Source organism: Rickettsiales bacterium (assembly GCA_035765535.1).
Classification (GTDB): Bacteria; Pseudomonadota; Alphaproteobacteria; order Rickettsiales; family JABCZZ01; genus JABCZZ01.
Window position 1 is genome coordinate 95,711 of the sequence record DASTXE010000001.1, and the last position, 15,499, is coordinate 111,209.

18 protein-coding genes and 1 tRNA gene are annotated in these 15,499 nt (G+C 51.8%); 9 read left to right on the forward strand and 10 right to left on the reverse strand.

Annotated elements, in window-relative coordinates; all coding sequences use genetic code 11:
* Positions 1-21: 21 nt before the first annotated feature.
* The gene (locus VFT64_00540) at positions 22-441 is read left to right on the forward strand and encodes a hypothetical protein (GenBank protein ID HEU5046309.1); all 420 of its coding nucleotides are present in this window, start codon (positions 22-24) and stop codon (positions 439-441) included.
* A gap of 8 nt (positions 442-449) precedes the next feature.
* Here VFT64_00540 and fmt read toward each other — a convergent pair whose 3' ends face one another.
* From fmt to VFT64_00555, 3 genes are all read right to left on the reverse strand, one after another.
* The gene (fmt, locus tag VFT64_00545) at positions 450-1,382 is read right to left on the reverse strand and encodes a methionyl-tRNA formyltransferase (GenBank protein ID HEU5046310.1); all 933 of its coding nucleotides are present in this window, start codon (positions 1,380-1,382) and stop codon (positions 450-452) included.
* Positions 1,383-1,485: 103 nt separating this feature from the next.
* Positions 1,486-2,151, reverse strand: coding sequence for a TIGR02281 family clan AA aspartic protease (locus VFT64_00550; protein HEU5046311.1), 666 nt, complete (start codon positions 2,149-2,151; stop codon positions 1,486-1,488).
* Between the two features lie 24 nt (positions 2,152-2,175).
* Positions 2,176-2,252, reverse strand: a tRNA-Asp gene (locus tag VFT64_00555).
* Between the two features lie 119 nt (positions 2,253-2,371).
* Here VFT64_00555 and dapA point away from each other — a divergent pair.
* The 4 genes from dapA (at position 2,372) to VFT64_00575 (ending at position 5,747) form a co-directional block, all read left to right on the forward strand.
* Positions 2,372-3,247, forward strand: a complete 876-nt coding sequence (gene dapA / locus VFT64_00560) for a 4-hydroxy-tetrahydrodipicolinate synthase (GenBank protein HEU5046312.1) — start codon at positions 2,372-2,374, stop codon at positions 3,245-3,247.
* Between the two features lie 138 nt (positions 3,248-3,385).
* A complete protein-coding gene (locus VFT64_00565; GenBank protein ID HEU5046313.1) occupies positions 3,386-3,619 on the forward strand; it encodes a CsbD family protein in 234 nt (77 codons plus the stop codon).
* Between the two features lie 161 nt (positions 3,620-3,780).
* Positions 3,781-4,851 (forward strand): class I SAM-dependent methyltransferase, encoded by a 1,071-nt coding sequence (locus tag VFT64_00570; GenBank protein HEU5046314.1) that lies wholly within the window; start codon positions 3,781-3,783, stop codon positions 4,849-4,851.
* Positions 4,852-4,934: 83 nt separating this feature from the next.
* Positions 4,935-5,747, forward strand: a complete 813-nt coding sequence (locus VFT64_00575; protein ID HEU5046315.1) for a hypothetical protein — start codon at positions 4,935-4,937, stop codon at positions 5,745-5,747.
* A 9-nt stretch (positions 5,748-5,756) separates the two neighbouring features.
* On the opposite strand, the gene VFT64_00580 is transcribed toward VFT64_00575, so the two are convergent.
* The 6 genes from VFT64_00580 to VFT64_00605 are packed head-to-tail and all read right to left on the reverse strand — an operon-like array spanning position 5,757 to position 9,948.
* Positions 5,757-6,290, reverse strand: coding sequence for a hypothetical protein (locus VFT64_00580; GenBank protein ID HEU5046316.1), 534 nt, complete (start codon positions 6,288-6,290; stop codon positions 5,757-5,759).
* A 3-nt stretch (positions 6,291-6,293) separates the two neighbouring features.
* Positions 6,294-7,484, reverse strand: coding sequence for an acyl-CoA dehydrogenase (locus tag VFT64_00585; GenBank protein ID HEU5046317.1), 1,191 nt, complete (start codon positions 7,482-7,484; stop codon positions 6,294-6,296).
* A complete protein-coding gene (locus tag VFT64_00590) occupies positions 7,481-7,732 on the reverse strand; it encodes a hypothetical protein (protein ID HEU5046318.1) in 252 nt (83 codons plus the stop codon). The genes VFT64_00585 and VFT64_00590 overlap by 4 nt, the downstream gene beginning before the upstream one ends.
* A 2-nt stretch (positions 7,733-7,734) precedes the next feature.
* A complete protein-coding gene (locus VFT64_00595; GenBank protein ID HEU5046319.1) occupies positions 7,735-8,676 on the reverse strand; it encodes a cell division protein FtsQ/DivIB in 942 nt (313 codons plus the stop codon).
* 42 nt (positions 8,677-8,718) lie between these two features.
* The gene (locus tag VFT64_00600; GenBank protein HEU5046320.1) at positions 8,719-9,627 is read right to left on the reverse strand and encodes a D-alanine--D-alanine ligase; all 909 of its coding nucleotides are present in this window, start codon (positions 9,625-9,627) and stop codon (positions 8,719-8,721) included.
* Between the two features lie 6 nt (positions 9,628-9,633).
* Positions 9,634-9,948 (reverse strand): rhodanese-like domain-containing protein, encoded by a 315-nt coding sequence (locus tag VFT64_00605; GenBank protein ID HEU5046321.1) that lies wholly within the window; start codon positions 9,946-9,948, stop codon positions 9,634-9,636.
* 65 nt (positions 9,949-10,013) lie between these two features.
* Here VFT64_00605 and folE point away from each other — a divergent pair, with 65 nt between their 5' ends.
* The 4 genes from folE to VFT64_00625 all read left to right on the forward strand — a co-directional run bounded on the left by folE (position 10,014) and on the right by VFT64_00625 (position 13,627).
* A complete protein-coding gene (gene folE, locus VFT64_00610) occupies positions 10,014-10,610 on the forward strand; it encodes a GTP cyclohydrolase I FolE (protein HEU5046322.1) in 597 nt (198 codons plus the stop codon).
* A 78-nt stretch (positions 10,611-10,688) separates the two neighbouring features.
* Positions 10,689-11,984: a replication-associated recombination protein A gene (locus VFT64_00615; protein ID HEU5046323.1), complete on the forward strand. Its 1,296-nt coding sequence runs from the start codon at positions 10,689-10,691 to the stop codon at positions 11,982-11,984.
* Positions 11,974-12,453: a DUF1003 domain-containing protein gene (locus VFT64_00620; GenBank protein HEU5046324.1), complete on the forward strand. Its 480-nt coding sequence runs from the start codon at positions 11,974-11,976 to the stop codon at positions 12,451-12,453. The genes VFT64_00615 and VFT64_00620 overlap by 11 nt, the downstream gene beginning before the upstream one ends.
* Before the next feature lies 1 nt (position 12,454).
* Positions 12,455-13,627 (forward strand): hypothetical protein, encoded by a 1,173-nt coding sequence (locus VFT64_00625; protein ID HEU5046325.1) that lies wholly within the window; start codon positions 12,455-12,457, stop codon positions 13,625-13,627.
* Between the two features lie 63 nt (positions 13,628-13,690).
* Here the strand turns inward: VFT64_00625 and VFT64_00630 are convergent, their stop codons facing one another.
* A complete protein-coding gene (locus VFT64_00630; GenBank protein ID HEU5046326.1) occupies positions 13,691-15,460 on the reverse strand; it encodes an ABC transporter ATP-binding protein in 1,770 nt (589 codons plus the stop codon).
* Positions 15,461-15,499 lie beyond the last annotated feature (39 nt).

Here is a 15,499-nt window from a genome sequence, read left to right on the forward strand (position 1 = left end):
CTAAGGCGTGGTATGATAACCATGACGAATTGTAATGGCAAGGCTCCGATGGCAAACGACTATACACAGGATCCGGGATATCAGGAAACCAGAGGCAAAATGTTCGGTTCTCACCTTAAAGGTGCCGTATGGGGGCTCTTGGGCGCCGCTGCACTGGTGGGCGGCATAGCATTATGTGTCTCAGGCGGCGGTGTGGCGGCAGTTGCAGGCGGCATTGCGATGGGCCTGTTTGGCCTGTTTTCGGTAAAGAAGGCCTATAATGCGCAAGTGGATGAGCGCGCGGGCTTGGAAGATATCAATGCAAGAGAAACGGCAAAATATATACAGGAGCGCGGCCCCTCTCAGGACCAGAGTATGTCAGCCGATCTTCCTTCCAGGAATTGGCAGGAAAGTGTAGCCGCTCAGCGTGAAGCTGTAGCAACGCAGGAACTGAGCCGATAAGATTTTCGCTACTCTAGCGTTTCCCCAGCCTTAACCGGATAACCCCTTAACATTTCTTCTGCCTGCATCGGCTTCTTGCCGGGGCGCTGCACGGTCAGGATGCGTAATGCGCCTTCACCGCAGGCCACCGTTAAATGTTCATCCAATGTAGTGCCAGGAGCATGCTTAGAGGCGGATGGTATAAGCTCGGCATCCAGTATTTTGATTGTTTCCCCTTTATAAAGACAATAGGCGCCGGGGACAGGAGAGAGTCCCAGTATCTTATGACGGATGGTTTCAGCTGCTTCATTCCAATGAATGCGGCCTTCCTCCTTGGTGATCTTATGAGCGTAAGTGACTCCGGTCTCCGGCTGCTTAACCGGAGTGATACGACCGTCCACCAGCCGCTTGAGCGTTTCCACGAGCAGTGGTCCAGCGGCGTCTGAAAGCCGGTCGTGCAGCTGGCCTGCCGTGGTGCCGTCGGAAATGGTGAAAAACTGTGTCATCAGCATATCGCCTGTATCCAGCCCTTCATTCATCTGCATGATGACGATGCCGGTGTCTTTGTCGCCTGCCATGATGGTGCGTTGCAGAGGAGCAGCCCCGCGCCAGCGCGGCAGCAGGGAAGGGTGCACATTGATGCAGCCCAGCCTTGTCGCTTCAAGGATAGGTTTGGGCAGAAGCAATCCATACGCGGCAACGATGGCCGCATCCGCGCCATGCTCGCGGAATTGACGCTGGGTTTCTTCGTCTTTCAGTGTGACTGGCGTATAAACGGTAAGCCCATGTTCCAGTGCAAAACGGTGAACGGGGGAAGGGCTTTCCTTCTGTCCGCGTCCGGCCGGGCGCGGCGGCTGGGTGTAGACGGCAACAATAGGGTAACCGGATTCGACCAGCGCGCGCAGTGAAGGCACGGCGAAATCAGGGGTACCCATGAAGATCAGTTTCAGCTTTGTGCTCATATTCTATGTTCTGGGTGTCGTCATCCCGCTGCTTGACAGCGGGATCTCAGCATATAACAGCAAGAGATACCGCGATCAAGTCGCGGTACGACAAATAAAGAAGTCAGGGCGTCAGGATAAGCGTGTCGCCTTCAAAACGAAAGCTTTTTAACTGGCGCAGAAAACGCATTCCAAGCAGGGATATATCCATCTCGGCCTTGTTAACGGAAGCAGGTTCACCACGCAGTCTGACATTGCCGATTTCCAGCTGCCCTAACATAACGCCTGCACCTTCGCCATAACCATTGGCAGTGCTGTAACTGCGATTATAGTTAAGCGTTTCAGGCTGAAGGCCGGCGCGTTTGGCATCGTAAGGGCTCAATACAATATCGCTTGCGCCCGTATCCACCAGGAATAATACCGGAACATCATTAACCTTGCCTTCGATCAGAAAGTTCCCTCCAGAGGAAGCATGGATATGCATGGTGCCGTCGCGCATAACCTGAATATGGCGAGGGAAAAACGCAGCGCCAATGCGGCTGTTCATCACGTCATCTTTAAAACTGATGGCCAGCACCATGACAATGAAAATACCGATCCAGATGAGTGCATTACGCGGTGCAGCAGAGGTAAAACGTCCCGGACGTATACGCGCGGCCACTACCAGCAGAAGCAATAGAAGTGAATAGGCACGGTAACGGGTGAATTCGTCATGTAATGCGTAGGGAAAAACGATAACCAGAAGCGCAAAACCAACCAGAAGTCCGAGGATGATGAAAATGCGCAGCATGAAAGCTTGCTTTCTGAAGGGACATGGCGGGAGTGACGGGGCTCGAACCCGCGACCTCAGGCGTGACAGGCCTGCGCTCTAACCAACTGAGCTACACCCCCATGTCTGGAGAGCCAGACAGAAACCAGAAAGTGAAAAAAAAAGCAAGCGTAATTGTTATTTTTTACTATATTTTATTTTCAGGACGTGAATAATCGGCGCAGAACCAAGGAAGAGAGTTATGTTTAGAGGCATCTATACGGCATTGATCACCCCATTCAGGAATGGAAAGGTGGATGAAAAAGCGTTCGGCGATTTCGTTGAATGGCAGATTGCCGAGGGTGTTCATGGGCTTGTGCCTTGCGGCACGACCGGAGAATCTCCTACCTTGTCGTATGAAGAGCATAACCGGATCGTTTCCCTGTGCGTGGAAGTAGCGCGTGGTCGCGTAAAAGTTTTGGCCGGAACGGGCGCAAATTCCACGGATGAAGCGATCATGCTGACAGCACATGCGAAAAAAGCAGGGGCGGACGGTGCGTTGATCGTGGCGCCTTATTACAATAAGCCCACGCAGGAAGGTATTTACCAGCATTATAAGGCGATTGCAGAAGCGGTGAATATTCCGATCGTGCTCTATAACGTGCCGGGCCGCTCGGTTGTGGATATTAAAAACGAAACCATAGGACGCCTTGCTAAAATCTCCAATATCGTAGGCATCAAAGACGCTACGGGTGATCTCGCGCGCGTCTGCACATTGCGAATGCAGGTAGGCAAGGAATTCCTACAAATCTCCGGTGAAGATATGACCGCGGTCGCCTTCAATGTGCAGGGCGGAGTAGGTTGTATCTCTGTATCATCCAATATCGCACCCAGACTTTGCGCCCAGGTGCAGGAACTGACCCTGAATGGTGATTTCACGGGCGCCTACGCGATTCATGAAAAGCTTGTGGCGTTGCATGAGGCCATGTTCCTGGAAACGAGTCCCGCGCCGGTGAAATACGCTGCGTCGCTGCTCGGCAAATGCCAGCCGGATCTGCGCTTGCCGCTCGTTCCGGTTGCGGAAGCGACAAAGGAACGCGTAAAAATAGCCATGAAAACCGCAGGGTTAGCAGTATAAGAAGCTACTGTTTCGATAGCGGACTTTTACCAAAATTTTATTTTAAGCGTACCAATACGTATCGAATCCCGAGATTGCGAGCGCTATGAGTTAAGTACAGGGCGAAAATCAATTCGCTATAACTCATAAGGAGGCTTTATGAATAAGGACCAAGTCGAAGGAAAGTGGGAACAGTTTAAAGGTGAAATCAAGAAAACCTGGGGTAAGCTCACTGACGACGAAATCGCTTATTATAATGGCAACCGCCAGAAATTCCTGGGCGCAGTTCAGGAAAAATATGGAGTAGCTAAAGAAGCAGCAGAAAAGAGCCTGGCTGAATTGGAAACCAATTGTGGCTGTGCAGCACCGCAGAATAAATCTTCTGCAGCGTAAGCTCTGCCCTAGGCAGTTTCTCGACAAATGGATACGGGCGCGGTTGTTACCGCGCCCGTTCTGTTTTTATAAGGCTGCAACGATAGAGCTTGCGGATGAAAAACAGAAATAATAGGTTCAAAGAAAAGCTATTCCAACCATTTGCATGAGGTGCTTGCTGCATGACCACGCTCATTTTTCCTGCCGTCACGCAGTCTGCCCTGGACTACCTCGACTCCGCACGCCTGCATAACGAGAAAGTGATCGCTGCCGCTTCAGTGGAAGAGCCGCAGATGAAAGTGGCTTTCGGTCAACTGCACCATCTGCCTTATATCTATGATGAAACATTCCTGGGCAAATTCCGCGAGCTCATCGCGGTGTACGGCGTCACACAAGTTTATGCGCCAGTATCGACGGTTTACCCGTTCCTCGAATCGCTGATCAGGGAAGAGGGGCTGGCCCTGCGGCTGGTGGGAATGTCGCCTGTTCAGCAACAGGTGGAATTATACAGAAAGCTGCGTCACAAGTCGGAGGAAGCGGAGCAGTTCATTAAAACCTGTGCGGGTAATCCTGAGGCAGCTGTGTCATGCGTTGAAATTATGGCAATGCTCCGACAAGCAGGAACGATCTTCGGTGAATCCAGTGATGAAAAACTGGCTGCGATGATGGCCGTCTTTGCGGATGCACCCAAAGGCGATGTCATCGAAATCGGCTCTCTCATGGGTAAATCCGTTTCCGTGCTGCAATATCTCGCTCAGCGTTATAAAACAGGTTCGGTGCTGTCGGTGGACCCGCTCTCTCCGATAAGCGGCACGCAGCATGATTCGCCGTTGGTCCTGCGCAAGACGATTATGGAGTCCTGGGATTACGATGTTCTGCAGGAAGCAGTGATCGTAAATCTTTTGCCCACTGGCGGAGGCTGCTTCAATTACCTGCGCATGGAATCTGAATCCGCATTCGATGTCTATAAATCCAGCCGCACGCTGAGCACGCCGCATTTCGGCAGCGTTCCTTACACCGGGAGAATCGCGGTCATCCATATTGATGGCAATCACGACCTGAAGAATGTCAGCATGGATTGCCAGCAATGGCTCACCTTGCTCGTGCCAGGCGCATGGCTGATACTCGACGATTATATCTGGGCGCATGGAAAAGGCCCCTATATCGTCGGCAATGAATTGCTGGAAAAACAATGGGACAATATCGAACGCGCCTTCGTATGCGGTAAGGCGCTGTTCGTGAAGTTTAGATAGAGTCTTAGTACAATAAGGGAATACTCCCTTGACGATAAATTGAATCTCCTGTAGATTATATCCGCAACCACTGCGGAGATTCTATGCGCCATCAATTTTCTTCATCGCTAATCGCAACGCCTGAAGGCATTCTTTTAGATGGAATGCTTCTTCATAAATCTGCAGTCAGGCAACAATTATCATCTCGCGCAACGCGCTATATTGATCGTGCAGAAGAGTTACTAAAGCAGGTTGCTCCCGAAGATTGGGATGACTGCACACCCCATAATCCGAACGATGTTCCGGCCCTTGCAAAAGCACAGATGATGCTTGCACTCGCAAATCCTATTCTTCTGGATAAATACAGTTCCGATCAGTCCCGTGATTGGCATGGCAGATGGACAAGCGATGGGACAGATGCGTCAATAAACGCTGACCACACAGGAGAGGTCGCAGATAGTGGCATGATTATGAGCGATGCAGGTAGTAAACCTGATGTGAAGAGTGCAATTCGGGCATTACAAAATAACGCAAAATCCCATTCTCAAAGTAGGTGTGCAGAATATGTGAGAAGAGCTCTTAATCAAGGGGGCTTTGGAGTTGGATTGCCAGATAATAATGATGAAATAAAGCAGGCCAAAGATTATGGTCAACCTTTAGAAGATGCTGGCTTTGCTGCTGTAGCATCGACGAGCGATAGTCAAGGATGCAATCTATATCCTCTCCCGGGGTACACGCCGCAAGCAGGTGATGTGGCGATTATCCAAACCTATCCCGGGGGTAATGCCTCTGGGCATATGACAATGTATGATGGTAAGCAGTGGATATCAGATTTCAAACAAATTGATATGTGGGGAGGGAAAGGGCGACGTAGATATGCACCACCATATGTTATTTACCGCTATAAAAGCAAATAACGTCTACTGCTACATATTAAATTTCATACCATGCCAATAATTATCGCAATTGACACCGTCAACCTTCCAATATGGGCTTTCATATCGCATATGGTAAATGACTGTTGTAGACAGGGGAGCATGAGCAGACCAGGCAACCAGCACAACTGCTGAGTTTCGTTCGGTTACAGCAGTGTGATAGAAGTATGTAGGAGGGGAGTCTTGCGCGCATAGAATAGGATTAATATTTAAACCACATTCCTCACCCTCAAGGTATTTCCCGTTGCAGTTTGTTTTAAGGGCAGCATTTTGCATGGAAGTAACGGTATTGCGGTAAGCATCCGTAACAAATGAGGCAAAGCTGCGGGAAGGAGTTTGTGTTGGGCTTCCTGTAACATAAGCATAAAAATCATAACCTTTACCTCCCATGCTATCTGCAGTCTTGAGGATATGATCAAGAGCTTTTTCTGCTGCCGTTTGCGGGCGGTTAAAAACGATAGGATTGGATGCATCTGCGGAATAAAAGGGAAATAAGAATAAGATAATGATTAGGAGTAGTGGCATATCTTAATTCTTAAACGACTGAATCCCTGTTATCGCACGGCCTAATATGAGCGCGTGGATGTCATGCGTGCCTTCATAGGTATTCACGCTTTCAAGATTCTGCGAGTGGCGGATGACGTGATATTCATCGCAGACACCGTTCGCGCCATGCATGTCACGCGCAGTGCGGGCGATCTCCAGCGCCTTGCCGGTCGAGTTACGTTTGACAAGCGAGATCATTTCCGGCGCAGCCTTACCTTCATCGATCAGCCTGCCTACACGCAGCGCGCCCTGAAGGCCGAGTGAAATCTCTGTTGCCATGTCGGCAAGTTTCTTCTGGATAAGCTGGTTCGCCGCCAGCGGACGGCCGAACTGCTCACGCCCGAGCGTATAGTCGCGTGCGGCCTGATAGCAGAATTCCGCAGCGCCGAGCGCACCCCACGCAATGCCATAACGCGCTTTATTGAGGCAGCTGAACGGGCCGCCAAGCCCGGTGACGTTCAGGCGGTTACCTTCCGGTACGAACACGCTTTCCATCATGATATTGCCGGTCGCAGAAGCGCGCAGCGACATCTTGCCTTCAATCGGGTAAGTCTCTAATCCCTGCATACCGCGCTCAAGCACAAAGCCGCCAATGGTGCCATCCTTGATTTCCTTGTCGCCGTAGATCTTCGCCCAGACGACCATGACATCCGCAATCGGGGAATTCGTGATCCAGAGTTTGGAGCCACTGAGCCTGAACCCGTCCTGATGACGCGTGGCGCGTGTGAGCATGCCGCCCGGATCGGACCCGTGCGAGGGCTCTGTCAGGCCGAAACAGCCGATCAGTTCACCCGTGGCAAGCATTGGCAGAAAGCGCTGTTTCAACTCCTCACTGCCGAACGTATAGATCGGATGCATGACAAGGCTGGACTGCACAGAGAGCGCGGAGCGATAGCCGCTATCCACCCATTCCACTTCGCGAGCGATGAGCCCGTAACAAACATGGTTTACTCCGGCGCAGCCGTAACCTTCGATGGTAGAGCCGAGCAGTCCCTGTTTACCCATTTCGCGCATGATACCCGCGTCAAACTTTTCGTGACGGTTGGCTTCCACAATGCCGGGAAAAAGCGTATCGCGCGCAAAGCGGCGTGCTGTATCCTGAATGATGCGTTCTTCTTCGCTGAGCTGGTCTTCAAGGAGCAGCGGGTCCTGCCAGTGGAACGGATGTTTCATAGGACTATATTGATAATAGAGCCGCGATCCCAGTAGATGCCCTTGGAAAGGGCCGCAATGGCGCGGGTGACGAGTGAGTCGATCACTTCCTGGGCCGGAATGAAATTGCGAACAGGGCGGGGTGGGGGAAGAAGCTCGTGGCGCTCGAAGGAAGTAGTGGTATTGGGCTTATCCTGTGTGGTGACCTTGCGTTTAGTAGGTCTTGAAGAGGCAAAGCCGCCTATGCCTGTTGGGATGAACTCAGCCATGTTTAGGTCTCCCTTCCTGAATTCTTCGTTGCGGGTGGCATTTCCGACGGAGCGTATTTAATAAAGATACGGTCCGAAAGCCGCATATCCACGGATTGAATCGCCCGCTCCAGGATATGGTTCTTATTCTCCATATCCGCGAAATTCTTCCATGCGACGGTAGCATCCTTTTCCGGCAGTTTTAACTCTATGCCGTTCTTGAACCGGACATTCCAGCGCCGCTCGCCGATACGCAGCACGGCAGCGACATTCTTATAAAGCTGCGGTTCCTCCGCCAGCATGACAAACAGGTCATGTGTATGAGAGGGGGCATCATCGCCTACGATAAGCAGCAGGTTTTTATATTGTGCGGGATCGGCATATTCCATCACGACGCCGTCATCATCCACGAGGTGAAGGCTGCTATTATGCTGCCAGATTGCCACCGGCGCACGCTCCTCAATCTGCACATCAAGCTGGTTGGGCAGAATACGTGCAATCTGGACATGTTTAATATGGGGAATCGCTTCCAGTGCCTGCTTCATTTCCGGCAGCGAGATGGCGAGAATAGGGGTGCCGGAGGTAACATTCATGGCCTGGGTGATTTCGGCGACGGGCGTTGCAACGCGGCCCTGCAGATAAATGCTTTTCAGGCTGAAGCCCATTCCTGCTGTAACACCCCAGAATTTATGGGAAATATTATCCGCCAGCGCGGCTGCTTTATGGGTATGGCACAGCCACCACCCGCCGATGGAGAAAAACGTGAACAGGAAAATGAAAGACATCAGTAGGCAACGGCGTGAAGTAATCTTCCACCACTGGCGCACGGCGCGCTTGCGGTTGAGCTTCTGACTTTCTTTCTGCCGTTTTGTAAGCCTGCTCTGTTTCATACGTCCGGTTCTCTTAATCGCTCCCGCTTCGGCCTGCTGGCCTTCGCGATGAGCCTGACGCCTACGGCAGCTCAAAGACGCAGCCTGCTGACTGCGTGTCCTTTAACCGCCCATTCATCACTCTCCGAGCTTAGCCCCTTTGATCATCCGATCAACGAGTTCATTAAACCCTATTCCGGCGTAATTTGCAATCTCCGGCGATAAAGAAAGAGGGGTCATGCCGGGCTGCGAATTAAGCTCAAGAATATAGAATTTACCACTACCGCCGGGTGTATCGTCATAGCGGAAATCGGAACGTGTAAGGCCACGGCAACCCAAGGATTTATGCGCAGTTTCGGCCATCGCCATGACTTCCTCAAAGCGTTCTTTGGGTAGCGGCGCAGGGCAGATATGAACGGAACCGCCCGCCGTGTATTTATGATCGTAATCATAAAAACCGCTGGATGTTGTTATTTCGGTCACACCCAGCGCTTTTCCGTCCAGAACCGCAACAGTGATTTCTCGTCCTGGCACATATTTTTCGACCATCACGACATCGCCATAGCTCCAGTTTTCTTCGCTGAAGAAGAAATTATCTTTGTCATGCAGGATTTTGACGCCGACGCTTGAGCCTTCGTTGAATGGTTTAACCACGTAAGGCCGCGCCATGACGTCCTTACCGAACAGCTCGTGTTTATGGGCGACCAGGCTTTCAGCGACATTCAATCCTGCAGCGGCAAAGAGTTTCTTGGCCATGGGCTTATCCATCGCCAGTGCAGAAGCCAGCACGCCGGAATGAGTATAGGGGAGTTTCATCAGCTCCAGCATGCCCTGTACACAGCCATCTTCACCCCAGCGCCCATGAAGCGCATTGAACACAGCATCCGGTTTCGTGGATTGAAGCTGCGCATAAACATCGTCTTTAGCGTCAATGGCCGTGACCTTATAGCCAAGCTCTTCCAATGCCTTAATAATAGCCTTCCCAGAAACAAGGGAGACTTCACGTTCCGCGGACAGGCCGCCGAGTAATACTGCTATGTGATTCATAATAAACTACTTTATAGGGTTGCCGCTCGCCACCCATTCCAGGATGCCGCCTGCGAGGTTATAGATTTCCTGATCGGGAGCGTCTGCGAGCAATATATTGCCGGCGGTCTGGCTGCGCATACCGGAACGGCACTGCATTACGAGTTTCTTGCCCGTGTGGGCCGGAACCGTGCGGCGGGAAACATTGGAAAGCGGCAGCAAAAAGGCGCCGGGAATAACGCCGGTCGCATGTTCGGAAGGTTCGCGCACATCCACCAGCACGGCTTCCCCGCGTTCCATCCAGCCTTTTAGCGTCTGCGAGTCGATATTTTTAATTGGCATAATCGTCCTGTATGATAAAACTATCCTTCTGATTAATTGATTTTATGTTCCAAAGAAAGAGTAAAATGAGATCCGCAAAAGCAAAGCAAGAGACCGTAACGCGCGAAGAAGCCGAAGAAGCCGTCAGAACGCTGATCCGCTGGGCGGGGGACGATCCCGAGCGTGAAGGGCTGCTGGATACTCCGAAACGTGTCGCAAAAGCATACCGCGAATTCTTCGCTGGCTATGATGTGGATCCTTGCAAAATCCTGAGCCGTACCTTCAAGGAAGTGGAAGGGTATGACGAGATCGTCGTACTGCGCGATATTGAGTTCGAATCGCATTGCGAACATCATATGGTGCCGTTTACAGGCAAGGTCCATGTGGCCTATATGCCGGAGAATAAGGTCGTGGGCATCAGCAAGCTCGCAAGACTCGTGGATGCTTATGCTAAGAGATTGCAGATACAGGAAAAAATGACAGCGCAGATAGCCAATGCGCTCAATGATATCCTTCAGCCCAAAGGCGTGGCCGTGGTGATCGAGGCTGTGCATCAGTGCATGACATCGCGCGGCGTGCACAAGCGCGGATCGGTCATGCAGACCAGCCATATGCTCGGCCGTTTCCGCTCCGATGCCCGCACACGTCAGGAATTCTTCAGCCTCCTGCGCCGGGAGAGCTAAACGACACGCTAACTTATCGTCTTGTCATATTATTTTTTACTGTGCCAAGGGTAAAAGAGAAGCAAAACGTAAAGCATTATGAGAACCCTATTTGGCGATACCGCAAAATCCGCACCGCTTGCCGATCAGTTGCGCCCCGAGTCCTTTGCCGACGTAGTGGGGCAGGAGCATCTGACGGGCGAGGACGGTCCCATTGGCCGTATGCTGAAGTCGCATCAGTTTGCCTCTATTATCCTCTGGGGACCGCCGGGCTGTGGCAAGACGACAATTGCGCGCCTGCTGTCCGCTGCAAGCGGCTATGAGATGGAAACCGTCTCTGCAGTGGCAAGCGGCGTAGTGGAGCTAAAGAAATTATTTGAGAAAGCTTCCATAAGGCTGCAGGACGGCGTGCGAACGATGCTGTTCGTCGACGAGATCCACCGTTTCAACCGCGCCCAGCAGGATGTATTCTTGCCTTATGTGGAAAACGGTACGATCCTGCTGGTTGGCGCAACAACGGAAAATCCCTCCTTCGAGCTGAACAGCGCGCTTTTGTCCCGCTGCCGCGTGCTCGTGCTCAAGCGCCTCGGAGAAGAGGCCATGCACCGCCTGCTGGATCGCGCTGAGCAATATAAGAACCAAAAACTCCAACTGAGCGAAGAAGGGTTTATCACGCTCTGTGCGATGGCGGATGGTGACGGAAGATATTTTCTGAACCTACTGGAAGAATTATTTGCGATTAATAGCGCTGAACCGCTGACGCCGGAATCTTTAACGGCCTTGTTGCAGCAGCGTCCGCCCGTTTATGACAAGCATCAGGAAAGCCATTATAATCTGATAAGCGCATTGCATAAATCCCTGCGCGGCTCGGATGTGGATGCGGCGCTATACTGGCTGCATCGTATGCTGGCAGGCGGGGAAGCACCGCTTTACATTATCCGCCGCCTTGTGCGCTTCGCAGTGGAAGATATCGGCATGGCCGATCCGCAGGCCGTGCAGCAGGCGCTTGCAGCAAAGGATGCTTATGATTTTCTCGGCTCTCCGGAAGGGGAACTCGCCATTGTGCAGTCGGTGATCTATCTCGCTACCGCTCCCAAATCCAACGCGGCCTATATGGCGCATAAAATGGCGGGCAAAGATGCGCAGCAGTATGGCTCTCTCATGCCGCCCATGCACATATTGAACGCGCCGACGAAGCTGATGAAGGATATCGGTTACGGCAAGGATTACCATTACGACCATAATGAAAAAGATGCATTCTCCGGCCAGAATTATTTTCCGGATAACATGCAGCGTGCAACGTATTATCACCCCGTAGAACGCGGCTTTGAGCGTGAAATCATCAAACGTCTGGAATACTGGAACAAGAAAAGGGCAGAGCGAAATGACCATTAAAAAACCGCAATCGCTGGAAGAATTCAAACGGCATCGCAAGCCGCCGCGCAATATCAACAAGGCATTTGCAGACAGCCTGAGCAAAACAGACCGGTTCGCCGTCTTCATCACCGACCATATCGGTACGTTTGGTTTTTTCTGCATGATCTTTACGTGGACCGTCTGCTGGCTGAGCTGGAACCTGCTCGCACCGCCGAAGCTGCAGTTTGATCCGCCGATGGGGTTTGTGTTGTGGCTGTTTATTTCCAATGTCATCCAGATATTGCTGATGCCGCTTCTTATGGTCGGCCAGAATCTGCAGGGTGCGCGCTCGGAAATCAGGGCGGAAAACGATCTGGAGATCAATGTCAAGGCTGAGCAGGAAATTGAAGTGATACTGAATCACCTCGAATACCAGAACTCCATCCTGATCGCGATGATGCAGAAAATGGGCGTAAGCCTTGAAGAGCTGAAGGCAGGCAAGGAATAAAATGGCAGCTGAAGGCGAACACAAAGACATAGAAACACCGGGAGCCATGCATGTTTTGGGTGTTTGCTCGCAAAGCGAGGTCAAAACCCGTGCCATAGGCCAGTTCTGTACAGGCCATGGCGTTAGCCAGGATAATGTCTTTTATATTAAGAGAAGCACACCGCCTCAACCTCCGGCATCGAATGATCCGGAATACGAAACAAAAAGAGGCGAGTATACAGCGGCACTGGCTACATGGAAGCGAGGACTGGCAGAAGAGCAGGCGCAGGAACATGAGAAGCTTGCGCAGGCTGAGAATGCAAGAAAGAATGGTGATGTAGCGGTAATATATTGTCTCAATACCAATGCCATTACGGTCGATGCACAGGGGCTGGACCAGCAGCCGACGGCTGTAAAGACGGACAGGTTATCGCATATGCAGATTTCCAAATTCATGCCCGACGCGCAGGAGTTTGAGCAGCTTGTCATCGGCATGCAGTATGCCGGTGCGCGTACAGCGGCATTCCAGAAAATCGTGAGACAGCTTGATACGCATGGTGTGCCCCTGGAAGAGCATGCGGGTACGATCTATGCGATAGAAAGCATCGGCGAAGTAGACCGGATAGGAAAAGAGCCTTCCTTGCTGGATGCGACGACGGCATTAAGGGATATTGCCTGTATCGCAGTACACGATGCCGATACCGGCGCCACAGTGCGGGGAAGCTCCGATGCGCTGGTTTTGCCGGAGGAAGCAAAAAGATTAGTTTACGATGGCAAAGGGGAAGTCACAATCGGGCAAGCTATGACCAAACTGTTTTGCAGGCAGGATGACAAGCTTATTCCCTTGGTTGCACCGGAACACCATCAGGACCCCCACCGGGATATGAGCACCGAAGGTAACGACAGGAAGTCCGTCATCGCCAGAACGATCAATGAAGTGATCGGAGAGGGTGATATGAATGCAGTCAGGGCGGCCATTAACGCTAAAAATGGCGAGATTGAGGTATCTTCAAACAACCTGCCTTTGAACGATGAATACCAGCAGCGGCTGGAAGGGTATCGTGAACTGGTGCGTGAGTTTCAGGGGCGATTGGCACAGGAATATAGTCAGCAGCAGGAAGGTCCCGCAGGAGGGTTTGCCTCAAGATTTACAGGGCGTGAACAGCCGGGAAGGACATCACCAGGCGGAAGGTAGTAGTATATGACGCTCCCATCTAGTCAGATAGCGCCGCTGATAGAGGCGCATCTAAAAAAGCAGCTACACAATAAACTGCTCTCGGCTTTCAGCGCTGGCGTACAGATTATAATAAAAACCGTTCATTTTCATCAGCTCGTCATGCGAGCCGGATTCTGTAATCCTGCCCTGATCGAGCACATAAATGATATCGGCATTCCGGATGGTGGAAAGACGATGCGCGACCACGAGCGTGGTGCGGTTATGCATGAGTTTTTCCAATGCTTCCTGTACGATGCGCTCGGAAGTATTGTCGAGTGCCGAGGTCGCCTCATCCAGCAGAAGGATAGGGGCATTCTTGACCATGGCGCGGGCAATGGCGAGGCGCTGGCGCTGGCCTCCTGAAAGTTTAACGCCGTGCGGGCCAATCATCGTGTCATATCCTTGCGGCAGTTCCCGGATGAAGTCATCGGCAGCGGCCATTTTCGCGGCCTGTACGATTTCATCATCGCTGGCATCAAGACGGCCGTAAGCAATATTCGCGCGTACCGTAGCGTCAAACAGGACGATTTCCTGGCTGACCAGAGACATCGCGTTGCGCAGCGAGGAAAGCGTCACGTCACGAATATCCTGATTGTCTACCGTGATCATGCCACGATTCAGGTCGTAAAAGCGCAGCAGGAGATTAATCATCGTGGACTTGCCGCTGCCCGATGCTCCCACCAGTGCAACCGTTTTTCCTGATGGCACATCCAGCGTGATGTCATTAATCGCACAGACTTCCGGTGAATAGTTAAAGGAGGCATTTTCAAATCGTATTGCCCCGCCGCTCACTTTCAGCATCTCCGCTTCGGGTGCATCGGAAATATGCGGTTTCATATCCAGTACGGCAAATAACCGATCCGCAGCCGCCATACCTTCCTGCAGGGAATTGTTCAATGTCGCAAGCGTCTTGGCTGGCTTATACGCCATGAGCATGGCGGTGATGAACAGCGAGAATGTGCCGGGGGTGGTGGTGCCGTGCAACACGTTGTAGCCGCCATACCAGATCACAAAAGCCATGGTGACGCTGGTGAGCATTCCCATGATAGGCGAGGCAAGCGCCTGCACGCGGGAGCTACGGAAATATAAGGAATAGAGGTTTTCGATAATGGCATTGGCGCGGCTGATTTCATAATCTTCACGGCCATAGGCTTTCACCATGCGCACGCCCTGGAAAGTCTCGTCCAACTGGGCGGCGAAATGGCCGAGCTGCTGCTGGGTCGAGTCAGATAGTTTGCGCATTCTGCGCCCCAGCCGGATAATGGGCAGTATCGCGATGGGAAACGCCACGAATGCGATAAGTGCAAGCTGGAAATCCTGGTAAAACATTAACCCGATCAGGAAGAGCATGCTAAAAAAATCTCTCGCAATGCCGGTTAGCACCGTGGAAACCGCATTACGCATGAGCATGATGTCATTCGTAAAGCGCGAGATTAGCCTGCCTGATGCCTGGTCATGAAATACCGCCAGATCTGCCTTCATAAGATGGGCAAATAAATCGATCTGCATATCGGAAATAATACGCTGGCCGACATTGCGCATGATTAGTGTTTGCCCGTAGGTTGCCATCGCGTTTATCACCCCGACCAGGAACACGGCGATGGGTATGTAAAGCAGCATTCTTTCATCTTTTTTGATGAACAGATCATCCAGCATCGGTTTCATCAGATACGCGTTGGTGGCGTTGGTTCCGGCAACGACCAGCATGCAGATAATGGCAATGATGATGAACGTGCGGTGCCCGGCGATATATTGCCTCACCAGGCGTTTTAACAGCGGAACGGTTTGATAACTGTTGGAATAGTTAAACATTTGCTGTAGTTAATAACCTATTTTTCATGAATTACCAGA

Excerpts from the sequence above, each read along its gene's own strand:
- VFT64_00540 (HEU5046309.1), top strand. The coding sequence starts at position 22 with ATGACGAATTGTAATGGCAAGGCTCCGATGGCAAACGACTATACACAG.
- fmt (HEU5046310.1), bottom strand. The coding sequence starts at position 1,382 with ATGAGCACAAAGCTGAAACTGATCTTCATGGGTACCCCTGATTTCGCC.
- VFT64_00550 (HEU5046311.1), bottom strand. The coding sequence starts at position 2,151 with ATGCTGCGCATTTTCATCATCCTCGGACTTCTGGTTGGTTTTGCGCTT.
- dapA (HEU5046312.1), top strand. The coding sequence starts at position 2,372 with ATGTTTAGAGGCATCTATACGGCATTGATCACCCCATTCAGGAATGGA.
- VFT64_00565 (HEU5046313.1), top strand. The coding sequence starts at position 3,386 with ATGAATAAGGACCAAGTCGAAGGAAAGTGGGAACAGTTTAAAGGTGAA.
- VFT64_00570 (HEU5046314.1), top strand. The coding sequence starts at position 3,781 with ATGACCACGCTCATTTTTCCTGCCGTCACGCAGTCTGCCCTGGACTAC.
- VFT64_00575 (HEU5046315.1), top strand. The coding sequence starts at position 4,935 with ATGCGCCATCAATTTTCTTCATCGCTAATCGCAACGCCTGAAGGCATT.
- VFT64_00580 (HEU5046316.1), bottom strand. The coding sequence starts at position 6,290 with ATGCCACTACTCCTAATCATTATCTTATTCTTATTTCCCTTTTATTCC.
- VFT64_00585 (HEU5046317.1), bottom strand. The coding sequence starts at position 7,484 with ATGAAACATCCGTTCCACTGGCAGGACCCGCTGCTCCTTGAAGACCAG.
- VFT64_00590 (HEU5046318.1), bottom strand. The coding sequence starts at position 7,732 with ATGGCTGAGTTCATCCCAACAGGCATAGGCGGCTTTGCCTCTTCAAGA.
- VFT64_00600 (HEU5046320.1), bottom strand. The coding sequence starts at position 9,627 with ATGAATCACATAGCAGTATTACTCGGCGGCCTGTCCGCGGAACGTGAA.
- VFT64_00605 (HEU5046321.1), bottom strand. The coding sequence starts at position 9,948 with ATGCCAATTAAAAATATCGACTCGCAGACGCTAAAAGGCTGGATGGAA.
- folE (HEU5046322.1), top strand. The coding sequence starts at position 10,014 with ATGAGATCCGCAAAAGCAAAGCAAGAGACCGTAACGCGCGAAGAAGCC.
- VFT64_00615 (HEU5046323.1), top strand. The coding sequence starts at position 10,689 with ATGAGAACCCTATTTGGCGATACCGCAAAATCCGCACCGCTTGCCGAT.
- VFT64_00620 (HEU5046324.1), top strand. The coding sequence starts at position 11,974 with ATGACCATTAAAAAACCGCAATCGCTGGAAGAATTCAAACGGCATCGC.
- VFT64_00625 (HEU5046325.1), top strand. The coding sequence starts at position 12,455 with ATGGCAGCTGAAGGCGAACACAAAGACATAGAAACACCGGGAGCCATG.
- VFT64_00630 (HEU5046326.1), bottom strand. The coding sequence starts at position 15,460 with ATGTTTAACTATTCCAACAGTTATCAAACCGTTCCGCTGTTAAAACGC.